Consider the following 21,662-nt stretch of genomic DNA (forward strand, 5'->3'; position numbering starts at 1 on the left):
TTTACCTCGTGGTTGCCGGGTTGGGGTTTGTCGCCAGTTCGGCAACAGCTTGCCCCCAGGCTTGCCGCTCGGGGGTGACGGTCGGCGCGGGATGCCCGCACTCGATCCGGGTTTTCTTCGTGTGGCAGGAAGGACAGCGGGTGGCGCAATTCGCCGGGTCAAAGGCCAGTTCGGGGTTGGTCCGCACGGGCTTCACATGGTCGATTTCCAGCCGCCCGCGCCGGGTGCCGCAATCCACGCAAGCCCATCCGTCCCGTTCCAGCACGACATGGCGCAGCACTTGCCAGCGTTTGGTTTTCAGGACGGGCCGGGAGTAGCGCCGCCAATCGTCGCGCTTCACGCCCATTGCAGCCTCGCTTTCCGCGTCGGTGCCGCCTTCATGCGCTGCCCTTGGGCCACAGCCAGCAGGGACGCCGCAGCAGCGTCTATGCGGCCCAGGGAGCGGGCTTTCGCCAGCTTGGCATTGTTGGCCGGGTCCAGAAGGACGATGGCGTCAGAGAAGGCAGAGCGCAGCAGCAGGGACGGGGAAACCTTCACCTCGCCGTCAAAGAGCGCGCGCCGGAACCGTTCAATGTCCTCGGAGCCGTCCTTCCAGCCAAAGCCCCGCCAGATGAACGGGACGCGGGCCAACCCGGCCTTTTCCATCGCCTCGATAAATTCGGCATGGCGGAAGCGGTCGCCCACGATGCAAGCGGGCTGGATCCCGTCCAGCTTGCGCACGATTTCCGCCAGCCACGGGCCAGGGGGGACGGTCGCGTCACCCATCACGGACAATTCGCCGCGTTCCTGCATTTCGACATAGCGCCCGGAGACGCCATCAGCGGCCCCACGGTCGGCCAAAGATGGGGAAGTCGGGAAAGTGCCGATGGCTTCCAAGCGCCCGGTGTCGGGCCAGTAGAACGCCGCTGCCGACATGCTGCGAGAGCCGCCCAGGTCAACACCCAGGATGCACGGTCCCTCGCGGGGTGGAAGATCATCTGGCGCGCACTCTGCACCTAGCCACTCGTCAACGGTGACGAGCACCGAACGATCTTCCGTGGACACTCTTTCATTTCTGTTGAGGTTCCGAAAGGACGAAAGTGCAGAACCGCCGCGCGCAATGGCCCGCTTGGCTTGGGCCACAAGCCATTCGGGGGTGGATCCGATGCCTTCGGTTGCGCCGGGGTTGGCTTGCAGCAGGCTTTCCAGATCGTCAGCAGGCAGGCCAAAGGCGGGCCGATGTTCCTGCACGTAGGTTCCGGGCGGGGGTTCATCCAGCCAGCGGGAGAAGGTGTTAGCGTCGTCGGGTGCGCTTGTGCTGATGATCAGCGCCCGGCCATCGCGCTTTCCCAGGCCGGAGAGGATGGCGTTTTCTAGGTTGTCGCCCTTCTCGCGTTCCCATGCCGCCCGTTCGTCCATGATGGCAAGCGTCGGAGCGCCGCCCAGGATGGATTTTCCATCGGCTGCGATACAGCGGGCCAAGCCGCCGCCGTTGCCGGTGTATTCGACTTCCAGCTTGGAGCCGCGCCGGATGATAAACCGCTCTTGCTCGTCCTCGGGCAGCCCTTCAATGAAGCCGACAAGAAACGCGAACGCCGTTTTCGATTGGTCCCTGTTTCGCGCGCAGAACAGGATTTCCCGCTTGGGCTGATCGTCCCATTTGCCGACCAGATGCCCTAGAGCCAATCCGGCAGAGGTGGCAGTCTTTGAGTTGCCGCGCCCGATAGACAGGACGCCGACCATGACGCCATCGGCCAGAGCGCCGCGCACGAATTGCCGCTGAAACTCGGCCAGCCGGAGGGGTTGGCCGGCCATTTTCCCCTCCGGAATTTTCAGGGTTTCCAAGAAGGCAATCGCCAGATCGGCCTTTTCGGGGGTCGGGAGAGAGAGCGGAACACTACGCCGCCGGTCCCCCGCCTTTGCAGGCTTCTGGGCATTGGGACCAGATGCGACCGCCCCCTTGCGCCCCTTCGCCTTGGTCGCTGCCGCTGTCATGCCCGCACCCTGCGGTGTCGCGCCGCGATGCGGGACGCTGCCAGCGATAGACCTTGCGCTGCATCCTCGCTGCCTCGCAGGTCATAGGACCGGGTTGCTTGATCCATGATCGCCAGTTGCAGATCGTCGGGGATGCTGGCTGCATCGTCACCGAAGCCCGCCTCATAGGTCACGACAACAGCGCCGCGCATATCGTCGGGCAGGTGCAACACGGGATAGCGGCCACCTGTCAGGCCATTGACCAGGGCCAGCCCGTCAACCGTTACCGCAGCATTGGACACGGCAGGGCCACAGGGCAGGGGGATAGCCTCGCCCTCGGCCTGCACGGTCACGGTGATCAACTGCCGCAGCAGGGCCAGTTCACAATGCGCCTCGATCTCACGGGCAGCCGCTCGGGCCATCCGGGCCAAGGCCATGTCGTCGTGATCGCCGTCAACGCGCGCGTGATGCTTCACCTCGTCTAAGTCGAACGGGTCGGCAAGGCTGATAGGGGTTCGAGTATAGGTCATCGTTTGCGTGGTCTCGGTTTGTTCCAATATAGTCTAGTTGAGAATAGTTCGCAACTAAGGCGCTTACCGCCACATGTCGGGGTCGTAGGTGTCTGGGTCGATGATGCTGACAGGGACTTCCGACCATCCCAGGTTCTTGCAGGCTTCCAGGCGATGCAGGCCGTCGATCAGCTGATAGCCGTCGATCTGCTGACCGTTGAAATAGACCTTGGCGGGAACAACACGGATCGGATGGCTCAACCCGGCCTGCTTTATGTCGTCGGCAAGTTTAGCAACCTTTTCACGGTCGGGACGGGGGCAGCCCGTGCCGCGATGGCCTAGTGCAGAGACATGACCGACGCTGACTTTGACGATGCCTTCCTGTTCACTGTTCTTGGCTTGGGTCTGCGTTACCGCGTTACCGCTCCTATAGAGCGCGGTAACGGCGGTAACGGTGGCATGACCTTCGCCAGCATCGTTACTGGTAACGGTAGGTAACGCCGGTAACGCTTCATCGTCCGGGGCTACACGCCAGAGCCAGCCGTCGATAATGCGGACTAGTTCCTTTTCGTGAAGGCGGTTCTTGACGGTGAAGAAGGCCTTGCGCTTGGCGCTATCGCTTTCGCCGCTGGAAAGGCTGTGACGGTCGCAATACTCGCGCCAGCGTTCGAGCGACACGCAACGGCGGTTGCGGGGGTAGTTGTCGCTGATCAGCTTTTGGCCGTGATCGCGGATGCAATCGTCTAGTGCCTGCAAGGCGATCTTGTCGGTGCCAGTCAGCTTAACCTTGCGCTTGACGGGTTCGGTTGCCTCCACGACTGCGGAAGTCACCTTGTCGCCGTCCTCATCGAAGCCCAGGAACACAGACTTGAGGCGATAGGCAAAGATGCCATCGCAAGTCAGGTCTCGCTGCTTGCGCGCCTCGGCCATGACAACGCCGTCATTGCGGGTCAGCTCGATCTCGGTATCTGCCGCCGCTCGTAGGCTGCCAGAGCCTCGCGCGCCCTTGCTTGTATCCTTGCCGCTGTGATGAATGACCATGACATGAGCGCCGGTTTCTTTGCGCAGCATGTCGATGTTGCGGACGAACAGGCCCATGTCCTTCGCCGCGTTTTCGTCGCCATTGCCCATCGTGCGGGCCAGCGTGTCGATCACGATCAGCGATGGCATTTGCGGGAAGTCCTCGCGAATCGCCTCGATCAGGAAGTGAGCGTCGTTCGAGGTGCAGAGGTCCAGCGGCAGATTGAGAAGGCACAGATCGCCATTGTCGTTGATCCGGTCCATCAGATCGGCGCGTTCGCGGCGCATGGCCTCTATACGGTTGTTGATGCCGCTGCCGCCCTCGGCTGCGACGTAAAGCACTGGCCCTGTCCACTTTTCGCCACCGGGAACGCGGTTGCCGTGCCAGTCCTCGCCTGCCGCAACGTGAATAGCCAGATCCATCGCAAAGAAGGTCTTGCCCACGTTGCTTTCACCATAAACAACGCTGAAAGCACCTCGATCTAGCCAGCCCTTGACCAGATAGCGGGACCGTAGGGCAGGCTGGATGCGGTGAACGGGCCGGATGGCTGCGGATATATCCGCAGTCCTCCCGACGATCTTGCTCTTGCGCGAATAGCCTGTATCGGCACGATGTTGCGCGTCATAGTCGTCAAGCTGCTGAAAGGCAGTCATGCGCGCCCCTCCTTGAATGGGCGCAGCATCCGGGCTGCGACTTCCTTACCGTATTTGCCGCTGTGGCACGGTCTGCCGATGAATAGAGCGCCGTCCTAAGGGGCTTCATGCCTTCAACCGGCGTGACCAGCATCACAGCCCAGGCTTTCCCGCGCTTGGCGACGGTGTAGTAGCTGACTGCGGCAGTCGGTAGCTTTGAGATATTGTTGGTCATGCCGCAGCCCCCCTTTGCACGTAGGACAAAAAGGCTACCTGATCGGTTCGGGACATGCGGTTATAGCAGGCGACCGAATAGGCTTTCAGTTCAGCGGTCGAAGCCATATCTGCCCAGAATGCCGCCTCGGCCATGATGCTGCCGAATGCCGGGATCGGAGCGCCGGGCCGCATGGCCTCGATGAACCGTTCCATCAGCGGGATGCGGTCGCGCGGATCACAGGCCAGAACGGCCTCCAGCAAGGATCTTGCCGCCGCCTCGCGCTGAATGCTAAGATCCACCCATTCTAGCCAAGAATGCAGATCAGCCCCGGTTGCGCCCGCCAGCGCGCCGGGGTTTTCAGTTGTGTCAATTTCAGGGTTTGAAGGGCTGTTATCACGTTCGCCGCCCGTTCGCGGTCTGTCCTGATAACAATTTTCAGAGAAGCGGTTGATTCGGTGGGAAACCAGCGGGGCTTTGCAATCCGCTGCGTAACCTCTCCGCCAACCCGCCGCCGTCGAGGTTTGCATGGCATAGAGGATCGGCGGGCGGCTTGCAAGATGGGAACGTGCGGCGTTGCTAGGTGCACGGAATCATGCCAATAAGACTGAAAGAAGGTCGTAAAGGTTCCGAAGATGAGCGATTTCGCCGCGCGTCGTACCATGATGGTGGATACCCAGGTCCGTCCCAACGATGTCAACAAGTTTCCCGTGATCGAGGCCATGCTGGCGGTCCCGATGGAGGACTTCGTCCCCGCCTCGCTGAGGGCGGTGGCCTATTCGGGCGAGAACCTGGATCTGGGCCAGGGACGCGTCCTGCTGGAGCCGCGGACGCTGGGCAAGATGATCGACATGCTGGATCTGCAGCCTGACGACATGGTGCTGGATCTGGGCTGCGGCTATGGCTATTCCTCGGCGGTCGTCGCGCGGATGGTCCAGGCCGTCGTCGCCATCGAGGAAAGCGACGAGATGGCGTCCGAGACCGAGCGTCGCCTGAACGAGGCGGGCGTCTTCAACGTCGCCGTCCTGAAGGCCCCGCTTGCCGAGGGTGCTCCGAAGCAGGGGCCCTATGACGCGATCCTGATCGGCGGCGGCGTCGAGGAGGTGCCGGCCGCGATCCTGGACCAGCTGAAGGAAGGCGGACGCGTCGCGGCCCTGTTCCTGGAAGGGGCGCTCGGGGTCGTCAGGATCGGGCACCGCCTGCATGGCCGGGTCAACTGGCGCTATGGCTTCAACGCCCAAGCGCCGCTTCTTGCGGGCTTCGAACGCGAGCGGGGGTTCACGCTATGATCGGCCTGCGTCGCTTCGCCGGCATTGCCGCGATCGCCTTGATGTCGTTCAGCAGCGCGGCCACGGCCGAGTCCCTGGCCGACACGTTGGTGGCGGCCTACCGCCACTCGGCCCTGATCGAACAGAACCGCGCCGTGCTGCGGGCGGCGGACGAGGACGTGGCCGCTGCGATCGCCCAGTTGCGCCCGGTGGTGCAATGGACCGCCAGCCACACCGTCACCCGGAGCGAGAACCTGCTGGGCTATACCACGGCCCGCTCGACCTCGCTGCAGATCGGCGCGCAGATGACGCTTTACGACTGGGGCCGGTCGCAACTGGCGATCGACTCGGCCAAGGAACAGGTGCTGGCGACGCGGCAAGGGCTTGTCGCCGTCGAGCAGGATATTCTTCTGGCGGCCGCGGTCGCCTTTTTCGACATAAAGCAGGCGACCGAGCGCGTGGCCCTGCAACAGAACTCGGTCGAGGTGCTGACCCGAGAGCGGCAGGCCGCGCAGGACCGCTTCGACGTGGGCGAGATCACCGTGACCGACGTGGCCCTGGCCGACGCGCAGCTTGCCGAGACGCAGGCCGGGCTGGCTTCGGCGCAGGGCGACCTGCAGATCGCCCGCGAGGGCTATCTTGCCGCGACCGGGCGTTTCCCGGACAGGCTTGATGCCCCGCCGCCCTTGCCCCGCCTGCCGGCGAGCGTTGACGAGGCGCGGGCCATCGGGCAGCGCAACCATCCCCTGATCTCCCAGGCGCAGCGTCAGGCCGCCGCGGCGGAGCTGGGCGTGGCGGCGGCAGCGGCCGAGCGCAACCCCACCTTTACCGGCAACATCGGCGCCGGCGTGACGCGCAGCCCGCAGAACCAGTTTGGCGGGACGGGGGAATACGACAACCGCAACAGCGCCTCGGTCGGGCTGGAACTGAACCAGACCATCTATTCCGGGGGGCGGTTGCCCGCGCAGCATCGCAGGGCCATGGCCGTCCGGGATCAGCAGCGCGCGAACCTGCTGAACGTGGCGCGGCAGATCAGCCAGCAGGTCGGCGAATCCTGGGCCAACATCGACGTGGCCCGCGCGCAGATCGGTGCGATCGACGAACAGATCGCGGCAGCCCAGCAGGCCTATAACGGTGTCCGGGAAGAAGCAGCCCTAGGCGCGCGCACGACGCTGGACGTGCTGGATGCGGAACAGTCGCTCCTCGAGGCGCGGGCCGACAAGATCACGGCGGAAGCCAACCTGCAATTAGCACATTATCAACTTCTGGCTGCTATGGGTCGTCTGACGGTAGAACACCTCAACCTGGGGATTCCGACATATGACCCTTCGCAGTACTACAACGCCGTGCGCGACGCGCCCTACACCAGCAAGCAGGGCGAAAGCCTCGACCGCGTGCTTCGCGCGATCGGGCGCAACTGACCTGACGATTCGCGGGGGTTCCCATGGCTGACCCCCGCTTCTCGCAAAACGCCGCCCGCCTGTCCGAGGACATCGGCGACGTTCTGACCGCCATCCGTCGGATGATCGCAGACGACGATGCGCTCAGCACTGCGCGGGACCACATCCGGGCCAAGCACAAGGGCGTCGTCCAGGACGACGCGGGCGACTTTCTGGCCCGTCGCCATGGCGGCAATGCGGCCCTGGCGCGTCAGATGGTCGAATCATCGGTGCGCCCGCTGCCCTCGCCGGTTCCGGCCGAATCCGCCGAGGCGCCGGCGATCCCCCAGTTCATCCTGCGCGCCCGGCCCGAAACCGTGTCCAAGACGAACGCCGCCCCGCTGCGGCTGGAGGCCGAGCGTCGGATCGAGGAGGCGGAGGCGCCCAAGGTTTCGGGCTGGCGGGCCTGGCTGCGCCCCGAGGCGCGCGATGCCGGCGCCGAGGCGCTGCCCGGGCCCGCGCCTGCCAGCCCTCCGGTCAGCCTGCGTCCCGAAGTCCTGCAGGACATGGCCGACGACGCCGACGATTTCGCCGAGGCGTTCGACTGGAAGGCCCGGATGCGCCCTGAACTGGAGGTGCATGTTCCTGCCGCGCCGGCGGAGGCGAAGCCGGTCGAGCAGCGGCTTTCCGGCTGGGCCATGTCGCCGCGGCCTCTCGACGCCGACCCTGTCGCCCTGCTGGCGGCCGAGGCCGAAGCCTTCGATGCGGAACTGAGGGCCGCAGCCGAACCGGAGGACAAGGACCAGGACATCCGCGACCTGCTGCGCGAAATGGTGCAGGAGGAATTGAACGGCGAACTGGGGCAGCGCTTCTCGGCCAATCTGCGGGCGGTGATCCGGCGCGAGGTCGCATCCGCGATCGACGCGCAACTGGATCGCTTCTGATCCCCTGCGGGGCAGCGCCGTTCAGGCGCTGCCCGAAACCTCAGCTGCGCGCCGTTTGCAAGGTCCTGGCCCACCAGGTCAGTTCCTCGAGCATGGCCTTGAGGGAGCCTTCGAGATGCCCCTCGATCTCGCTCATCGGACCATTCGCGCCAAGCGGCGAAACCGTGAAGAAGTCGCCCCCGCCGATATGGACCGCATTGCGCAAGGGCACCATCTGAAGCTCGATCCCGATCAGGCGCAGGTGTTCCAGCGCGCGGGCGCCGCCCAGGCTGCCATAGGCCAGCGCCGCGAAGGGTTTGCGGTTCCATTCCTTGTAGGCCTGGTCCAGCGCGTTCTTCAGCGCCCCGGTGATCGAACGGTTGTATTCCGCCACCACGAAGACGAAGCCGTCGAAGCCTGCCAGCTTTTCCTGCCAGGCCACGGCCCGGGGATCGCTTGAGGGCATCCACAGGTTCGACGCGGGCTCGTTGAAGAAGGGCAGGTCCTGGTCGCGCAAATCGACCAGTTCGAAGGCCAGGTCGGGATGATCCTTGACCTTTTCCATAAGCCAGCCTGCCGGCTTGTCGGCGAAGCGGGTGTCGCGGGTGGAACTGATGATGACGCCGATGCGGGGCTTGGTCATGCTGGCCGTCCTTGCTGGTTCATGTGCCTGGCCAGACTAACGCCGCTTTGCGCCCGCGGTTCGAAGAATCGACCGGCGGAGGCGCACAGCGCCATGCGCCTTTTCGCACAACGGGCCTTGCCTGGAACGCGGCAGGGTGGTCTATCAAAAGCATGAAAAAGTCCGACAACCCCGCCGATCCGTTCAAGAAGGCCCTGTCCGAGGCGACCCGCGCGCTGGCTGACGACCGCGAGTTGAACGTGACCTTCAGCGCCGATCCCTCGGGTGTGGCGGGCGACACGATGCGCCTGCCGCAGGTCAGCCGCCGCATGGGCCGGGACGAGATTCTGCAGGCCCGCGGCACCGCCGACGCCTTGGCGATGCGGATGCGCCATCACGACGCGGCGACCCATTCCCGATTCGTGCCCGCGGGTCCGATGGCGCGCGAGCTTTACGAGGCCATGGAAACCGCGCGCTGCGAGGCGCTTGGCGCCCGCGACATGCCGGGCGCCCTGTCCAATATCGACGCGCGCATCGGCGCGGATGCCGACAAGAAGGGCTACGGCCAGATCAAGGCGCCCGCCGACGCGCCCTTGGCCGTGGCTGCGGGGTATATCGTCCGGCAAGCAGCGACCGGCCGGGCGCTGCCTGCAGGGGCGCAGCATGTGGCCGACCTGTGGCGGCCTTTCGTGGAACAGCAGGCGGGCGGCTCGTTGTCGCATGTCAACGACGTGCTGGCGGACCAGGCGGCCTTTGCGCGCCTGTCGCGGCAGGTCATCAGCGACCTGGGCTATGGCGACCAGCTGGGCGACGATCCCGACCAGCCGGATGACGACGACGCCGAGGAAAATGCCGAGCAGGACGAGGAAGCGGGCGACAACCAGTCCCGCGACCAGGACGACAGCGAGGATGCCGAGGCCTCTCCCGAGCGGTCGCAGGAACAGCAGCAGGACGAACGCCAGGCCCAGGTCAGCATGGACGACCAGTCCGACGAGCAGCTGACCGACGAGGCCGAGATGCCCGAGTCGGAAACCCCGCCCGACCTGCCGCCCCCGGTCAGCGAGGCCAGCGCCGACTACAAGGTCTTCGCGCAAGCCTGGGACGAGGAAATCCGCGCCGAGGATCTGGCAGACCCGGCCGAACTGGAGCGGCTGCGTGCCTATCTGGACAAGCAGTTGGAACCCCTGCGCGGCGCCGTGTCGCGGCTGGCGAACAAGCTGCAGCGCCGCCTGCAGGCCCAGCAGAACCGAAGCTGGGAGTTCGACAAGGAGGAGGGCGTGCTGGATGCAGGCCGCCTTGCGCGCGTAGTGGCGAACCCGACCACGCCCCTGTCCTTCAAGGTCGAGAAGGACACCGAGTTCCGCGACACGGTCGTGACCCTGCTGATCGACAACTCCGGGTCGATGCGGGGCCGTCCCATCTCCATCGCGGCGATCTGCGCCGATGTGCTGGCACGCACGCTGGAACGCTGCAGCGTCAAGGTGGAGATCCTGGGCTTCACCACACGGGCCTGGAAGGGCGGGCAGTCGCGCGAAGCCTGGTTGCAGGCGGGCCGTCCGGCCCAGCCGGGGCGTCTGAACGACCTGCGCCATATCATCTACAAGCCCGCCGACGCGCCTTGGCGGCGGGTGCGGCCGAACCTTGGGCTGATGATGAAGGAAGGCCTGCTGAAGGAGAACATCGACGGCGAGGCGCTGGAATGGGCGCACAAGCGCCTGGTCCGCCGGTCCGAGGTGCGCAAGATCCTGATGGTGATCTCGGACGGGGCGCCGGTCGATGATTCGACGCTGTCGGTCAACCCGGCGAACTATCTGGAAAAGCACCTGCGCGACGTGATCGCCATGGTGGAAAAGAAGCGCATGGTCGAACTGCTGGCCATCGGGATCGGGCATGACGTGACGCGCTATTACGAACGCGCGGTGACGATTACGGATGCCGACCAGCTTGCCGGTGCGATCACCGAGCAACTGGCGGCGCTGTTCGATGCCGATCCCCGCAAGCGGGCACGCGCGCTGGCGCGGCGCGCCTGACGCGTCCGGCAGTGTCAGGGGGTCCTGGACCCCCTGCGGACGCCCGGGGCGTCCTACCCCCGAGGGTATTTGGACAACGAAGAAGCCAGCAGGCCGGGCATGGCGGCGCCCAGTCTTGCGGTGCCTCCGGGTTGCCAGCCTATGGTGCGCAGGCGGTCGCAGCGCTGCACGCGCAGGGGTGCGGGATCGGCCCGCTGCGGTAGGGGATGCGGGCAGTCGGTCAGCGCCTGGACCTCGGCCAGCAGATCGTGACGGTCCAGAACCAGGTCGCTGCAGTTCACCTGTCGCGGCGGGTCCGTCTGAGAGAGAAGCAGCAGGATCGCTGCGGCCATGTCGTCGCCATGGACTTCGGTGGCGACACGGGGCTGGATAGAATGTCCCGCCAGGTAGTCGTCAAACAGGTCGCGCCATTTGGCGGCGTGGCCGTAGATGCCGGTCGCGCGAACCGACGTGCCCTTGAGGGGAAGGTTGGCAAGGTGGTCCTCGGCCTCTGCCTTGACTTGGCCATACAGGTTGACGGGGCGGGCGGGCAGGTCGTCCGGCAAGGTCATGCCCGCAGGATGCCCGTCATGGACGGCGCGCGAGGACAGGAAGACGATCCTGCCCACGCCGTCCCGTGCCGCCTTGTCGAACAGCCGGAACGTGCCGTCGCGGTTCAGGCGCAGGAAGCGGTCGGGATCGTCCCCCTCGCCCCCGCGGTAGCGTCCGGGCGCGTGGGCGAAGGCGCAATGGATCAGCGCATCGACGCCCGACAGGTCGGGCGCGTCGCCCAGGTGGAAGCCGGTGCCGCGATCCAGGCGCGTGACATGGTGGCCCGCTGCCTGCGCGGCGCGCAGCACGAAGCCGCCCACGATGCCCGAGGCGCCGGCCAGGGCGATGCGCATCAGGCGGCCGGGCGGACCTGCGCGGCCAGGTCGGGGACGGGCTGGCCTTCCGCGATCGCGCGCCACAGGTCGATCAGCGGGCGCAGCAGGGGCGCCTTGTCGTGGTCCTGCCACGGCTTCTCGTACTGGAAATGCAGGATGCGGATGTCTTCCCAGCTCCACAGTTCCGGCATGTTGATCCAGACATATTGCAGCATGTTGTGGTGGATCGACAGGCCCTGCCAGTCGGGGAAGTAGTCCTGCAGGAAGGTCTGGTCGGTGCGCCGCCAGAAGACGCCCGGCCGGTCCAGATGCGCCATCATGGCGTTGAACGTGCGGATGTCGGGACGCGCGGTGAACACGCCCGAGTTCATGCGGTGGAACCCGTCGAGGCCGTCATAGACGTTGGGCGCGGCGCAGAACTCCGGCAGGTCGAACAGCTTTTCGACAGGGCGCAGCACCACCGCGTCGGCGTCGATGAAGACGCAACGGTCGTAGTCCAGCTGCCACAGCCGCAGCTTGACGAAGTTGTCCAGGGGCGTGTGGAAGTCGGGCTTGCCGCCGCGGGTGAAGGCCGCGCGGGCATGAAGGGCGTCGCGGGCATGGGTGCGGTCGAAAGCCTCGCCCGTGGGCAGCAGGTCGGCCGCGATCAGCCGGGCGCCGTGGGCGCGCAGCCGCGCCAGATGGGCTGGGCCAAGGCCGCGATGCATCACCACCAGGTCGGCCCGGGTGCCCGTCAGCTTCAGCGACCGCAGCAGCGCCTCGGCCCCCGGCAGATAGTCGGGGTTGGTGACCAGCGTCACATAGGCATGGTCGGACAGGGCTTTCGTTTCGGCGCGCAGACCGGCGGGCAGGGAATGGTTGCTGCCTTGCGGTGCGGTGCGGTACAGCGGCGAGATCCGGGTGGTGTCCATCGGGTATCCTGGGCAGTCCAAAGAAGTCTGGCGGCGGTTCGGCGCGACGTTATGGCACTTTTGTAAACCGTTGATGACAGAACGCCATGGGCATTGCCAGGGTTCACCGAAAGGCTAACCTGCCCGCCGCAACCAAGGGAATGATCATGAGCCTGCCCTCCGAACTTTCCGATCGCCTGCGTGGCATCCTGGGAACACGCCTGTCCGAAATCGCAGCGGATCGCGACCACCATGCGCAGTCGGAAAGCTTCCACCGGTCGGCCCCGCCCGATGCCGTGTGCTGGCCCGACAGCGCCGAGGAGGTCGCGGCGATCCTGTCGGCCTGCAACGATGCGCGCGTGCCGGTGATCGCCTGGGGCACGGGAACCTCGCTGGAAGGTCACGCGCTGCCGCTTCGGGGCGGGATCAGCCTCGATCTGTCGCGGATGGACAGGGTGGAGGAGATCCGGGCCGCCGACATGCAGGCCACCGTCCAGCCGGGCGTCACGCGAGAGGCGCTGAACACGGAACTGCGCGCGACGGGGCTGTTCTTCCCCGTCGATCCCGGCGCCAATGCCAGTCTTGGCGGGATGGCGGCCACGCGCGCCAGCGGGACGACCGCCGTGCGCTATGGCACCATGCGCGACAACGTGCTGGCCTTGCAGGTGGTGCTGGCCGACGGGCGGATCATCCGCACCGGCACGCGGGCGGCGAAATCCAGCGCGGGCTATGACCTGACGGGGCTGTTCGTCGGCTCCGAGGGCACGCTGGGCGTCATCACCGAACTGACGCTGCGCCTGCATGGCCAGCCCGAGGAGGTGGCCGCCGCCGTCTGCGCCTTCGACAGCCTGGATCATGCGGTGGAATGCGTCAGCGCCACGATCCAGTCGGGCATCCCTATGGCGCGGATCGAGTTCGTCGATGCGGCAAGCGCGCGGGCCTTCAACCTGCATTCCGGCAGCGCCATGCCCGAGCAGCCGCACCTGATGATCGAGTTCCACGGCAGCCCCAATGCCGTGCGCGAGGACGCCGCCCGCTTCGGAGAGATCGCGGCCGAGTTCGGGGCGCAGGGCTTCGACTGGGCCACCACGGCGGAAGATCGCGCGCGTCTGTGGCGGATGCGGCATGGAGCCTATCACGCCTGTCTGGCGCTGCGTCCCGGCGCCTCGGGGCTGATCACGGATGTTTGCGTGCCGATGTCGCACCTGCCCGCCGCCGTCCATGCCGCCGCCGCCGACATTGCTGCCGAGGGGCTGATCGGTCCCATCCTGGGCCATGTCGGCGACGGCAATTTCCATTCGCTGCTGCTGGTCGATCCGGCCAATGCGGACGAGGTCGCGGCGGCCAAGCGCATCGCCACCCGCATGGCCGAACGCGCGCTGGCCGTGGGGGGCACGATCAGCGGCGAACATGGCATCGGCGTCGGCAAGCGCGGGCTGATGGGCGCGCAGCATGGCGAGGGGTGGGAGCTGATGGGCCAGATCAAGGCGGCGCTGGACCCCCATGACATTCTGAACCCCGGAAAGCTGGTGCCCGACAGGAACTAGGCCCAGCGCCCGGCAGTTTCCTTGCCAAGCCACCGGAGAAAAACGCCATGTCCCACAACGACAACAACGTCCAGCGCTCGGCCAGCCGCCACAAGCCCGCGCTGATCGCCATCGCCTTCGTGCTGATCGCGGCCTTCCTGGCCTTCATGGTGTTCCGGCCGGGAGTGGACGAGCAGAACGAAGGGCTGGCGACCACGCCGCCCCCTGCCGGCACGCCCGTGACCAATGCCGAGGGAACCGACGGCACGGCTCCGCCGCTGGTGTCACCGGAAGGCCTGCCCGAGCCCGAAGAAGGCGAAGTGCGCGGCACCGAAGCGGCGCCCGCCACGGAAGACGCCGCGCCTGCCGATGAGGATGCGAACTGACTGACGCACTCGTGACCGTCACGGCCCGGTGACTTTTCCTCACGACCTTGCGATAAGCGCCAAAAGGGCGCGCCAAGCGCCCAAGGCAAGGTCGAAGGGGCAGGATGCGGTATTTCAGCAAGATATTGATGGGGCTGATGCTTGTGCTGGCGGTCGCCTGCGCGCGGACGCCGGAACGGGGCGGCTATCGTGCGGCGCCCGGTCCGGGCGCCAATCCGCAACTGGGCGATTCGGCACCCCACGACTGGGGCGGGCGGCATCCCTATGGTCATGCCGTTCACGGGATCGACGTGTCGCGCTGGCAGGGGGACATCGACTGGAACCGGGTCCGCAATGCAGGCATCAGCTTCGCCTTCATCAAGGCGACCGAAGGGGGCGACCATTATGACCCCAGCTTCCACCGCTACTGGCGCGAGGCCGCGGCGGCCCGCATCCCGCGCGGCGCCTATCACTATTATTACTTCTGCCGGTCCGGGGCAGAGCAGGCCCGCTGGTTCATCCAGCAGGTCCCGCGCGAGATCGGGTCGCTGCCGCCGGTCATCGACCTGGAATGGACCCATTCGAAGACCTGCCCGTATCGGCCTTCCCCGGCCGAGATCAAGCGGCAGGCCTCGGTGTTCATGGACATCGTGGGCCGCCATTACGGCCAGCGTCCGATCATCTACACGACGGTGGATTTCTATCGTGACAACCGCCTGGGCGACATGCGGGCCGAGTTCTGGCTGCGCTCGGTGGCGAACCATCCCAGCGTACCTTATCCGGGCCAGCGCTGGGCCTTCTGGCAGTATACCGGGACCGGCATCGTTCCGGGCATTCGGGGCAACACGGACCTCAATGCCTTTGCCGGAAGCCGCGCGGATTGGGTGCGATGGTTGCAAACTCGACTGACACGGTAAGACCCAGCTTCTGGCTTCGGGTCGAATTCGCGGCGCTCTATATCGGGGCGCCGCTGGTCATTGCGCTGTTCATGCCGGGCCGCCACCTGTTCGAGGCCCTGGCCGTCTTTTCGGTCATCGGTTTGCTTCTGTTGTGGCGCACGGGCGGGTTCGGCTTCCGTTCCCTTGTCCGGGGGTGGAGCAGGATGCCCTGGCTGGAGGTCCTTGGCCTGTCGCTCGCGACCCTGCTGGCCGGCACGGTGATCCTGTATTTCACCTATCCCGAGCGGCTGTTCACCATGCTGCGGTCGGGGATGCTGCCGCTGATCTGGGTCTTCTACCCGCTGCTGTCGGCGCTGCCGCAGGAACTGATCTTCCGGCCGCTGTTCTTCCACCGCTACGGCGCGCTGCTGCCCTCGGGTCACGGGGCCATCGCGATCAATGCGAGCATCTTTTCCTTTGCGCATCTGATGTACTGGTCGTCCGTGGTGGCGGTGATGACCTTCGTGGGGGGCTGGATCTTCGCCCGCGCCTATCTGCGCCACGGCTTCCCCGCCGCCTGGGTGCTGCACGCGGTCGCGGGAAACGTGCTGTTCACCGTGGGGATGGGCGCCTATTTCTATACCGGCAACGTGGTGCGCCCGTTCTAGGTTGACTTCCCGTCCCCGCCGCGCTTGATGCACGGCGGATTATTCGGGGAACGACCATGCACGCCTATCGCAGCCACACCTGCGGCGACCTGACCGCCGCTTCAGCCGGCGAAACCGTCCGCCTGTCGGGCTGGGTCCATCGGGTCCGCGATCATGGCGGCGTTCTGTTCGTGGACCTGCGCGACCATTACGGCATGACGCAGGTGCTGGCCGACAGCGACAGCCCGGCCTTTGCCGCGATGGACAAGCTGCGGGCGGAAACCGTGGTCCGCATCGATGGCCGCGTGAAGCTGCGCGACGCGTCGCTGGTCAACCCCAAGCTGCCCACCGGAGAGATCGAGGTCTATGCCACGGACCTTGAAGTCCTGGGGCCGTCGGACGAACTGCCGCTGCCGGTCTTCGGCGACCAGGAGTACCCCGAGGAAACGCGGCTGGCCTATCGCTTCCTGGACCTGCGCCGCGAGTCGCTGCACGACAACATCATGCTGCGGTCCAAGGTGATCCGGTCGATCCGCAACCGCATGTGGGACCAGGGCTTTACCGAGTTCCAGACGCCCATCATCACCGCCTCCAGCCCCGAAGGCGCGCGCGACTTCCTGGTCCCCTCGCGCCTGCATCCGGGCAAGTTCTACGCCCTGCCGCAGGCGCCCCAGCAGTTCAAGCAGCTGATCATGGTCGCGGGCTTCGACAAGTATTTCCAGATCGCCCCCTGCTTCCGCGACGAGGACCCGCGCGCCGACCGCAGCCCCACCGACTTCTACCAGCTGGACATGGAAATGTCCTTCGTGGATCAGGAAGACGTGTTCGCCGCGATCCAGCCCGTCATCCAGGGCCTGTTCGAGGAGTTCGGGGGCCGCCCCGTCGATGCCGAATGGCCGCGCATCCCCTACGCGGAATCGATGTTGAAATACGGCAGCGACAAGCCCGACCTGCGCAACCCGATCGAGATGCAGGTGGTCAGCGACCATTTCCGCGGATCAGGCTTCGGCATCTTCGCCAAGCTGTTGGAGCAGGAGGGGACCGAGGTCCGCGCCATCCCCGCGCCGACCGGCGGCAGCCGCAAGTTCGCCGACCGCATGAACGCATTCGCGCAGCGCGAGGGGCTGCCCGGCATGGGCTACATCTTCTGGCGCAAGGCCGAGGATGGGTCCACCGAGGCCGCCGGTCCCATCGCCAAGGCCCTGGGCCATGAACCGACCGAGGCGATCCGCACCCAGCTTGGGCTGGGCGAGGGCGATGCGGTGTTCTTCCTGGGCGGCAAGCCCGAGCAGTTCGAGGCCGTCGCGGGCCGCGCCCGCAACGAGATCGGACGCGAGTTGGGCCTGACCCAGGAAAACCAGTTCAAGTTCGCCTGGATCGTCGATTTCCCGATGTACGAGAAAACCGAAGACGGGAAGATCGACTTCAGCCACAACCCGTTTTCCATGCCGCAGGGCGGCCTTGACGCGCTGTCGGGCGATCCCTTGCAGGTCAAGGGCTACCAGTACGACCTCGCCTGCAACGGCTACGAGCTGATTTCCGGCGCGATCCGCAACCACAAGCCCGAGATCATGTTCAAGGCCTTCGAACTGGCGGGCTATCCGGCATCCGAGGTGGAAAAGCGCTTTGGCGGCATGGTCAAGGCGTTCCGATACGGCGCGCCGCCGCACGGGGGCTGCGCCGCCGGCATCGACCGCATCGTGATGCTGCTGGCCGATGAGGTGAACATCCGCCAGGTCATCATGTTCCCGATGAACCAGCGTGCCGAGGATCTGATGATGGGCGCGCCCAGCGAACCCACCAACGAACAGCTGCGCGAGTTGCGCCTGCGCGCCTTGCCAAAAGAGTGATCTGACATTCCCGTCCCCTGTGCCTAGCCTGCCAAGGAAATTCACAAGGCAAGGGGGGCGCGAATGCTGGCATATCCCGAACTCGCGGCGATCAGGCTGGGCTATGGGCTTTCGCCCCTGGCCCCGCCTCCTGCCGATCCCGTCGCGCTTGTGCGGTCGATCCGGGATGCCGGGCCGGATGATCAGGCGTTCTCGATGGCTCGGGACCACCTGCCTTTCCGGTCCCGCTTTGCCGAGCTGAATGCAAAGGAGGCCGACCGGAACGAGGCCGCGATCGACGCCTTGCGCGACCGGGTGCGCGACACGGGCATCCGGGTGGCACAGATCAGGATGGCCCGCGCCGTGGGCGATCCCGGCGGGTTCGGCGAACGCCTTGTGCAGTTCTGGGCCGACCACTTCACGGTGACGAACGCGAACCTGTTCGACACGCTGGCCTCGGCGGCCTTCGTGGACGAGGCGATCCGTCCGCATCTGACGGGCCGTTACGCGACCATGATGCTGGCGGCCGAAACGCATCCCCGCATGATCATGTACCTGGATCAGATGAACTCGATCGGCCCCAATTCGGTGGCGGGTCGCCGCCCCGGCAAGCGCCTCGGCATCAACGAGAACCTCGCGCGCGAGATGATCGAGCTGCACAGCCTGGGCGCGGGTTCCGGCTATGCGCAGCGCGACGTGCGGCAGTTGGCCTTGTTGCTGACCGGCCTGACCGTGCGGCCCAATCACGACGCGACCGCCTTCTTCAACAAGAACTGGGCAGAACCCGGCCCGTTCGAGGTTCTGGGCAAGACCTATGTGCGGGGCAGGGGCAAGGGCGTGGTCGGAGAGGTGATCGACGACCTGGCCCGGCACGACGCCACCGCGCGGCACATCGCGCGCAAGCTTGCGGCGCATTTCATCTCGGACGATCCGCCCGAGGCGTTGGTCCAGCGCCTGACGCAGGCATTTCGCGACACCGACGGCGATCTTCCGACCCTCTACCTGATCCTGGCCGAGGCGCCCGAGCTGCGGGACTGCTTCCGCCAGAAGGTCCGCCAGCCCTTCGACTTCGTCGTGGCGGCGTTGCGGGGCTGCGGCTTCACGCGGCAGGAGGTGATGGCGTTGGAGCAGCGCGTCTTTCACAACCTGGTCATGGGCGGCATGTTTGCCATGGGCCAGCAATGGGGCCTGCCGCGCGGCCCCGACGGATGGCCCGAGGATGCCTCGGCCTGGGCGACGGCGCAGGGGCTTGCCGGGCGCATCGACTGGGCCATGCGGATGCTGCCGAAGCTGCGGCCGGATCTGCCCGATCCGCGTGCCTTCATGCAGGCCGCGCTTGGCGAAAGCGCCTCGGACGATCTTCGCTGGGCGGTACCCAAGGCCGAAAGCCCGGCCGAGGGAATGGCCGTGATCCTGGGCTCGCCCGACTTCAACCGGAGGTGAACCTCATGCTGTCCCGCCGCCTGTTCCTGAAATCCAGCGCGCTGATCGGCTGTTCGGCCGCCGCGCATCCGTTCCTGTCCTCGATCGCCTTTGCCAATGCGCCGGGCGAGAACCGGCTGGTCGTCATCATCCTGCGGGGTGCGATGGACGGTCTTGACGTCTTCCAGCCTTATGGCGACCCCGCCTTGCGGACGCTGCGCAAGACCCTGTCCGCCGGTCCCGGGAACGGCGCGCATGACCTGGACGGCTTTTTCGCCCTGCATCCCTCGCTTGCGCCGCTTGTGCCGCTGTGGCGCGGGGGGGAAATGGCCTTCGCGCCTGCCGTGTCCACCCCTTACCGCGACAAGCGCAGCCATTTCGACGGCCAGGACATGCTGGAGGCCGGGACCGGCACCGATGTCGACACCATGCGGCAGCGCGATGGCTGGCTGAACCGCCTTCTGCAGGCGATGCCGGGCGTGCAATCCGAAACCGCCTATTCGGTGGGCCTGGACGACATGCGCATCCTGGACGGTGCGGCACCCGCCAAAAGCTGGGCGCCGCAGACGCGCTTTCGCCTTTCCGCGCAGGGGCAGCGGCTGCTGACGCATGTCTGGCACGACGATCCGCTGTTCCGCCCGGCGGGCGAGCAGGCGATCGAGATCATCAACGACGAGCTGTCCAAGATCGAGACCGAGACCGGACCAACCCGCGACGCGCAGGCCTTGGCGCGATTCGCGGCCGATCGCCTGAACGGCGAGACGCGGATCGCCACCTTCTCGATCTCGGGCTGGGACAGCCATGCACGGCAGCCGCAGGTCATCGACCGTGCGCTGCAAAGGTTGTCGGCCGCGATCCTGACCCTGCGGAAGGACCTGGGGGCGAACTGGTCGCGGACCACGATCCTGGCCATGACCGAGTTCGGCCGCACCGTGCGCGAGAACGGCTCGGGGGGAACCGACCATGGCACCGGCGGCGCGATGCTGGTGGCGGGCGGCAACATCAAGGGCGGCCGGGCGATCGGCGGCTGGCCGGGGCTTGGCGAGGGCGACCTTTACGCCGGGCGCGACCTGATGCCCTTGCGCGACATCCGCGCCCATGCCGCCTGGGTCCTGCACGATCTTTTCGGCGTCGCCCCGGACTTGCTGGAGCGGAACGTGTTTCCCGGCCTCGACATGGGGGAAAATCCGCGCATCCTGGCGTGAGATGGGAAGGGAGGCAGGGATGCAGGAAAGCGGTTCGACCCGGCAAGCGGCCTTGCCCCTGGCGGCGTTCGTGGCACCCCCACGGCCATCGGCGCAGCCCATCGGCAACCCGGTGCTGCAACCACTGTCGGCTGCCCGCCACGCCTCCGACCTGTTCCGGGCGCAGGCGGGGCAGGGCGATCTGTGGACCTACATGCCCTATGGTCCCTTCGCGGACCTCGGCGAATACCGGACCTGGGTCGAGGGGGCAGAGGCGTCGAGGGACCCGTTCTACCTTGCCATCCTTGATCCCGAAACGGCGCGGGCTCTTGGCCATGCGTCGTTCATGCGCATCGACACGGCCAATGGCGTGATCGAGATCGGCAACATCCTGTTGACGCCTGCGCTTCAGCGGGGGCGGACGGCCAGTGCCGCGCTGATGGCGATGATCGCTTGGGCCTTCGACCACGGCTATCGGCGGGTGGAATGGAAATGCAACGCGCTGAACCGGCCTTCGCGCCGTGCCGCCCTGCGCCTAGGCTTCACCTACGAGGGCACGTTCCGCAACCACATGATCGTCAAGGGCCGGAACCGCGACACGGCATGGTTCGCGATCACCGACGACGACTGGGCGCTGCTGGCCCCGGCCCATGCCGCCTGGCTGGACCCCGCCAACTTCGATGCGCAAGGCCAGCAGCGCCGCAGCCTGTCGGCCCTGACGGAACGGGCACTGCCGGGCCGCCGCGACGGGCCGGCGTGATCAGAGGCCCGCGACCCGAGCCAGCCGTTCCTGCACCAGCCCGCTGATCCGCGCCAGATCGCTTGCCAGGGCGTGCCCGGCCTCTCGGTCGCGCGCCAGGGCGGTTGCCGCGGCCTCCAGCACCGGATCGTGCGAGGACCGGGCGATGCCTGCAAGGAAATGGGCGATGTAGTCGACCGCCGTGGTGTCCTGTGCGCTGGACAGGATTTCCGCCACATGCGCCAGATCGTCGCGCAGTCCCGACGGGTCGGGCTGGATCACCTCGTCGGGCAGGATGCGCAGGCCGCGCCCCCGCGCCTCGACGGGAAGGGCGGACAGGATCGTCTGCTGGAACACCGCAAGGCTTTCGATCGGCTTGGCCAGAAAGCCGTCCGCCCCGGCCGCAAGCGCCGTGTCAGCAAGGTTCGGATCGCCCGAGATGCCCAGAAGCACCGGCACCCGAGGCTCGGTCGTGGCGATCTGGCGGATCAGCCCCGTGCCATCGCCGTCGGGCAGGCCCAGATCGACGATCACCACCGCGGGACGGTAGGTTTGCAGGTGTCGCGCGGCGGATCGAAGGCAATCGGCCCGCCGGATCCGCGCGCCCGACCGCAGGCACAAAAGGCGCACGGCCTCGCTGGCAAAGCGCGAATCCTCGACCACCAGGACGGTCAGGCCCGCCAGGGGCCGGTTCGGCGTCGAGGCCCGCCACATGGGCAAAGGGTCGACCACGTCGGACAGGATGTCGTTCTGCATGTCATTGTC

Annotated in this window: 21 protein-coding genes; 12 read left to right on the forward strand and 9 right to left on the reverse strand. The window is 66.5% G+C overall.

From position 1 onward, the window contains the following. Position 1: 1 nt before the first annotated feature. From J0F76_RS05640 to J0F76_RS05660, 5 genes are all read right to left on the reverse strand, one after another. Positions 2-346, reverse strand: coding sequence for an HNH endonuclease (locus tag J0F76_RS05640; RefSeq protein ID WP_207466672.1), 345 nt, complete (start codon positions 344-346; stop codon positions 2-4). Further along, the gene (locus tag J0F76_RS05645; RefSeq protein WP_207466674.1) at positions 337-1,974 is read right to left on the reverse strand and encodes a terminase large subunit domain-containing protein; all 1,638 of its coding nucleotides are present in this window, start codon (positions 1,972-1,974) and stop codon (positions 337-339) included. Before J0F76_RS05645 ends, J0F76_RS05640 begins: the two co-directional genes overlap by 10 nt. Continuing rightward, positions 1,971-2,483 (reverse strand): phage head-tail connector protein, encoded by a 513-nt coding sequence (locus tag J0F76_RS05650; protein WP_207466676.1) that lies wholly within the window; start codon positions 2,481-2,483, stop codon positions 1,971-1,973. Before J0F76_RS05650 ends, J0F76_RS05645 begins: the two co-directional genes overlap by 4 nt. A 63-nt stretch (positions 2,484-2,546) precedes the next feature. Beyond that, positions 2,547-4,136: an AAA family ATPase gene (locus tag J0F76_RS05655; protein ID WP_207466677.1), complete on the reverse strand. Its 1,590-nt coding sequence runs from the start codon at positions 4,134-4,136 to the stop codon at positions 2,547-2,549. Positions 4,137-4,346: 210 nt separating this feature from the next. Further along, the gene (locus J0F76_RS05660) at positions 4,347-4,859 is read right to left on the reverse strand and encodes a hypothetical protein (RefSeq protein WP_207466829.1); all 513 of its coding nucleotides are present in this window, start codon (positions 4,857-4,859) and stop codon (positions 4,347-4,349) included. Positions 4,860-4,964: 105 nt separating this feature from the next. Here J0F76_RS05660 and J0F76_RS05665 point away from each other — a divergent pair, with 105 nt between their 5' ends. Genes J0F76_RS05665 through J0F76_RS05675 form a run of 3 tightly spaced genes read left to right on the forward strand, consistent with a single transcriptional unit; the run spans position 4,965 to position 7,920 of the window. Further along, positions 4,965-5,618: a protein-L-isoaspartate O-methyltransferase family protein gene (locus J0F76_RS05665; RefSeq protein WP_207466679.1), complete on the forward strand. Its 654-nt coding sequence runs from the start codon at positions 4,965-4,967 to the stop codon at positions 5,616-5,618. Beyond that, complete coding sequence (locus J0F76_RS05670; protein WP_207466681.1) at positions 5,615-7,018, forward strand: TolC family outer membrane protein; 1,404 nt, start codon at positions 5,615-5,617, stop codon at positions 7,016-7,018. The genes J0F76_RS05665 and J0F76_RS05670 overlap by 4 nt, the downstream gene beginning before the upstream one ends. Before the next feature lie 23 nt (positions 7,019-7,041). Continuing rightward, complete coding sequence (locus J0F76_RS05675; protein WP_207466683.1) at positions 7,042-7,920, forward strand: hypothetical protein; 879 nt, start codon at positions 7,042-7,044, stop codon at positions 7,918-7,920. Positions 7,921-7,960: 40 nt separating this feature from the next. On the opposite strand, the gene J0F76_RS05680 is transcribed toward J0F76_RS05675, so the two are convergent. Further along, the gene (locus J0F76_RS05680) at positions 7,961-8,542 is read right to left on the reverse strand and encodes an NADPH-dependent FMN reductase (RefSeq protein ID WP_207466685.1); all 582 of its coding nucleotides are present in this window, start codon (positions 8,540-8,542) and stop codon (positions 7,961-7,963) included. 152 nt (positions 8,543-8,694) lie between these two features. Here J0F76_RS05680 and cobT point away from each other — a divergent pair, with 152 nt between their 5' ends. Continuing rightward, a complete protein-coding gene (gene cobT, locus J0F76_RS05685) occupies positions 8,695-10,551 on the forward strand; it encodes a cobaltochelatase subunit CobT (protein WP_207466693.1) in 1,857 nt (618 codons plus the stop codon). A 53-nt stretch (positions 10,552-10,604) separates the two neighbouring features. On the opposite strand, the gene J0F76_RS05690 is transcribed toward cobT, so the two are convergent. Both J0F76_RS05690 and J0F76_RS05695 read right to left on the reverse strand, forming a co-directional pair. Beyond that, positions 10,605-11,435, reverse strand: coding sequence for an NAD-dependent epimerase/dehydratase family protein (locus J0F76_RS05690; protein WP_207466696.1), 831 nt, complete (start codon positions 11,433-11,435; stop codon positions 10,605-10,607). Beyond that, complete coding sequence (locus tag J0F76_RS05695) at positions 11,435-12,328, reverse strand: glycosyltransferase (protein ID WP_242690011.1); 894 nt, start codon at positions 12,326-12,328, stop codon at positions 11,435-11,437. Before J0F76_RS05695 ends, J0F76_RS05690 begins: the two co-directional genes overlap by 1 nt. A 146-nt stretch (positions 12,329-12,474) precedes the next feature. On the opposite strand from J0F76_RS05695, the gene J0F76_RS05700 reads away from it, so the two are divergent. The 8 genes from J0F76_RS05700 (at position 12,475) to J0F76_RS05735 (ending at position 20,918) form a co-directional block, all read left to right on the forward strand. Further along, entirely contained in the window at positions 12,475-13,854 is a 1,380-nt protein-coding gene (locus J0F76_RS05700) for an FAD-binding oxidoreductase (protein ID WP_207466697.1), read from the forward strand. 47 nt (positions 13,855-13,901) lie between these two features. Then, the gene (locus J0F76_RS05705) at positions 13,902-14,219 is read left to right on the forward strand and encodes a hypothetical protein (RefSeq protein ID WP_207466699.1); all 318 of its coding nucleotides are present in this window, start codon (positions 13,902-13,904) and stop codon (positions 14,217-14,219) included. A gap of 128 nt (positions 14,220-14,347) precedes the next feature. After that, on the forward strand, positions 14,348-15,115 hold the full coding sequence (locus tag J0F76_RS05710) for a glycoside hydrolase family 25 protein (RefSeq protein ID WP_242690012.1): 768 nt from the start codon (positions 14,348-14,350) through the stop codon (positions 15,113-15,115). Continuing rightward, on the forward strand, positions 15,088-15,744 hold the full coding sequence (locus tag J0F76_RS05715) for a CPBP family glutamic-type intramembrane protease (RefSeq protein ID WP_207466703.1): 657 nt from the start codon (positions 15,088-15,090) through the stop codon (positions 15,742-15,744). Before J0F76_RS05710 ends, J0F76_RS05715 begins: the two co-directional genes overlap by 28 nt. 56 nt (positions 15,745-15,800) lie before the next feature. After that, a complete protein-coding gene (aspS, locus tag J0F76_RS05720; protein WP_207466705.1) occupies positions 15,801-17,573 on the forward strand; it encodes an aspartate--tRNA ligase in 1,773 nt (590 codons plus the stop codon). Positions 17,574-17,636: 63 nt separating this feature from the next. Further along, entirely contained in the window at positions 17,637-18,995 is a 1,359-nt protein-coding gene (locus J0F76_RS05725) for a DUF1800 domain-containing protein (RefSeq protein WP_207466707.1), read from the forward strand. A gap of 5 nt (positions 18,996-19,000) precedes the next feature. Next, complete coding sequence (locus J0F76_RS05730; protein ID WP_207466709.1) at positions 19,001-20,179, forward strand: DUF1501 domain-containing protein; 1,179 nt, start codon at positions 19,001-19,003, stop codon at positions 20,177-20,179. 19 nt (positions 20,180-20,198) lie between these two features. Next, positions 20,199-20,918: a GNAT family N-acetyltransferase gene (locus J0F76_RS05735; protein ID WP_207466711.1), complete on the forward strand. Its 720-nt coding sequence runs from the start codon at positions 20,199-20,201 to the stop codon at positions 20,916-20,918. Here the strand turns inward: J0F76_RS05735 and J0F76_RS05740 are convergent, their stop codons facing one another. After that, complete coding sequence (locus tag J0F76_RS05740) at positions 20,919-21,653, reverse strand: response regulator (RefSeq protein WP_377707362.1); 735 nt, start codon at positions 21,651-21,653, stop codon at positions 20,919-20,921. Positions 21,654-21,662 lie beyond the last annotated feature (9 nt).

This window comes from Paracoccus fontiphilus (assembly GCF_017356265.1).
Classification (GTDB): Bacteria; Pseudomonadota; Alphaproteobacteria; order Rhodobacterales; family Rhodobacteraceae; genus Paracoccus; species Paracoccus fontiphilus.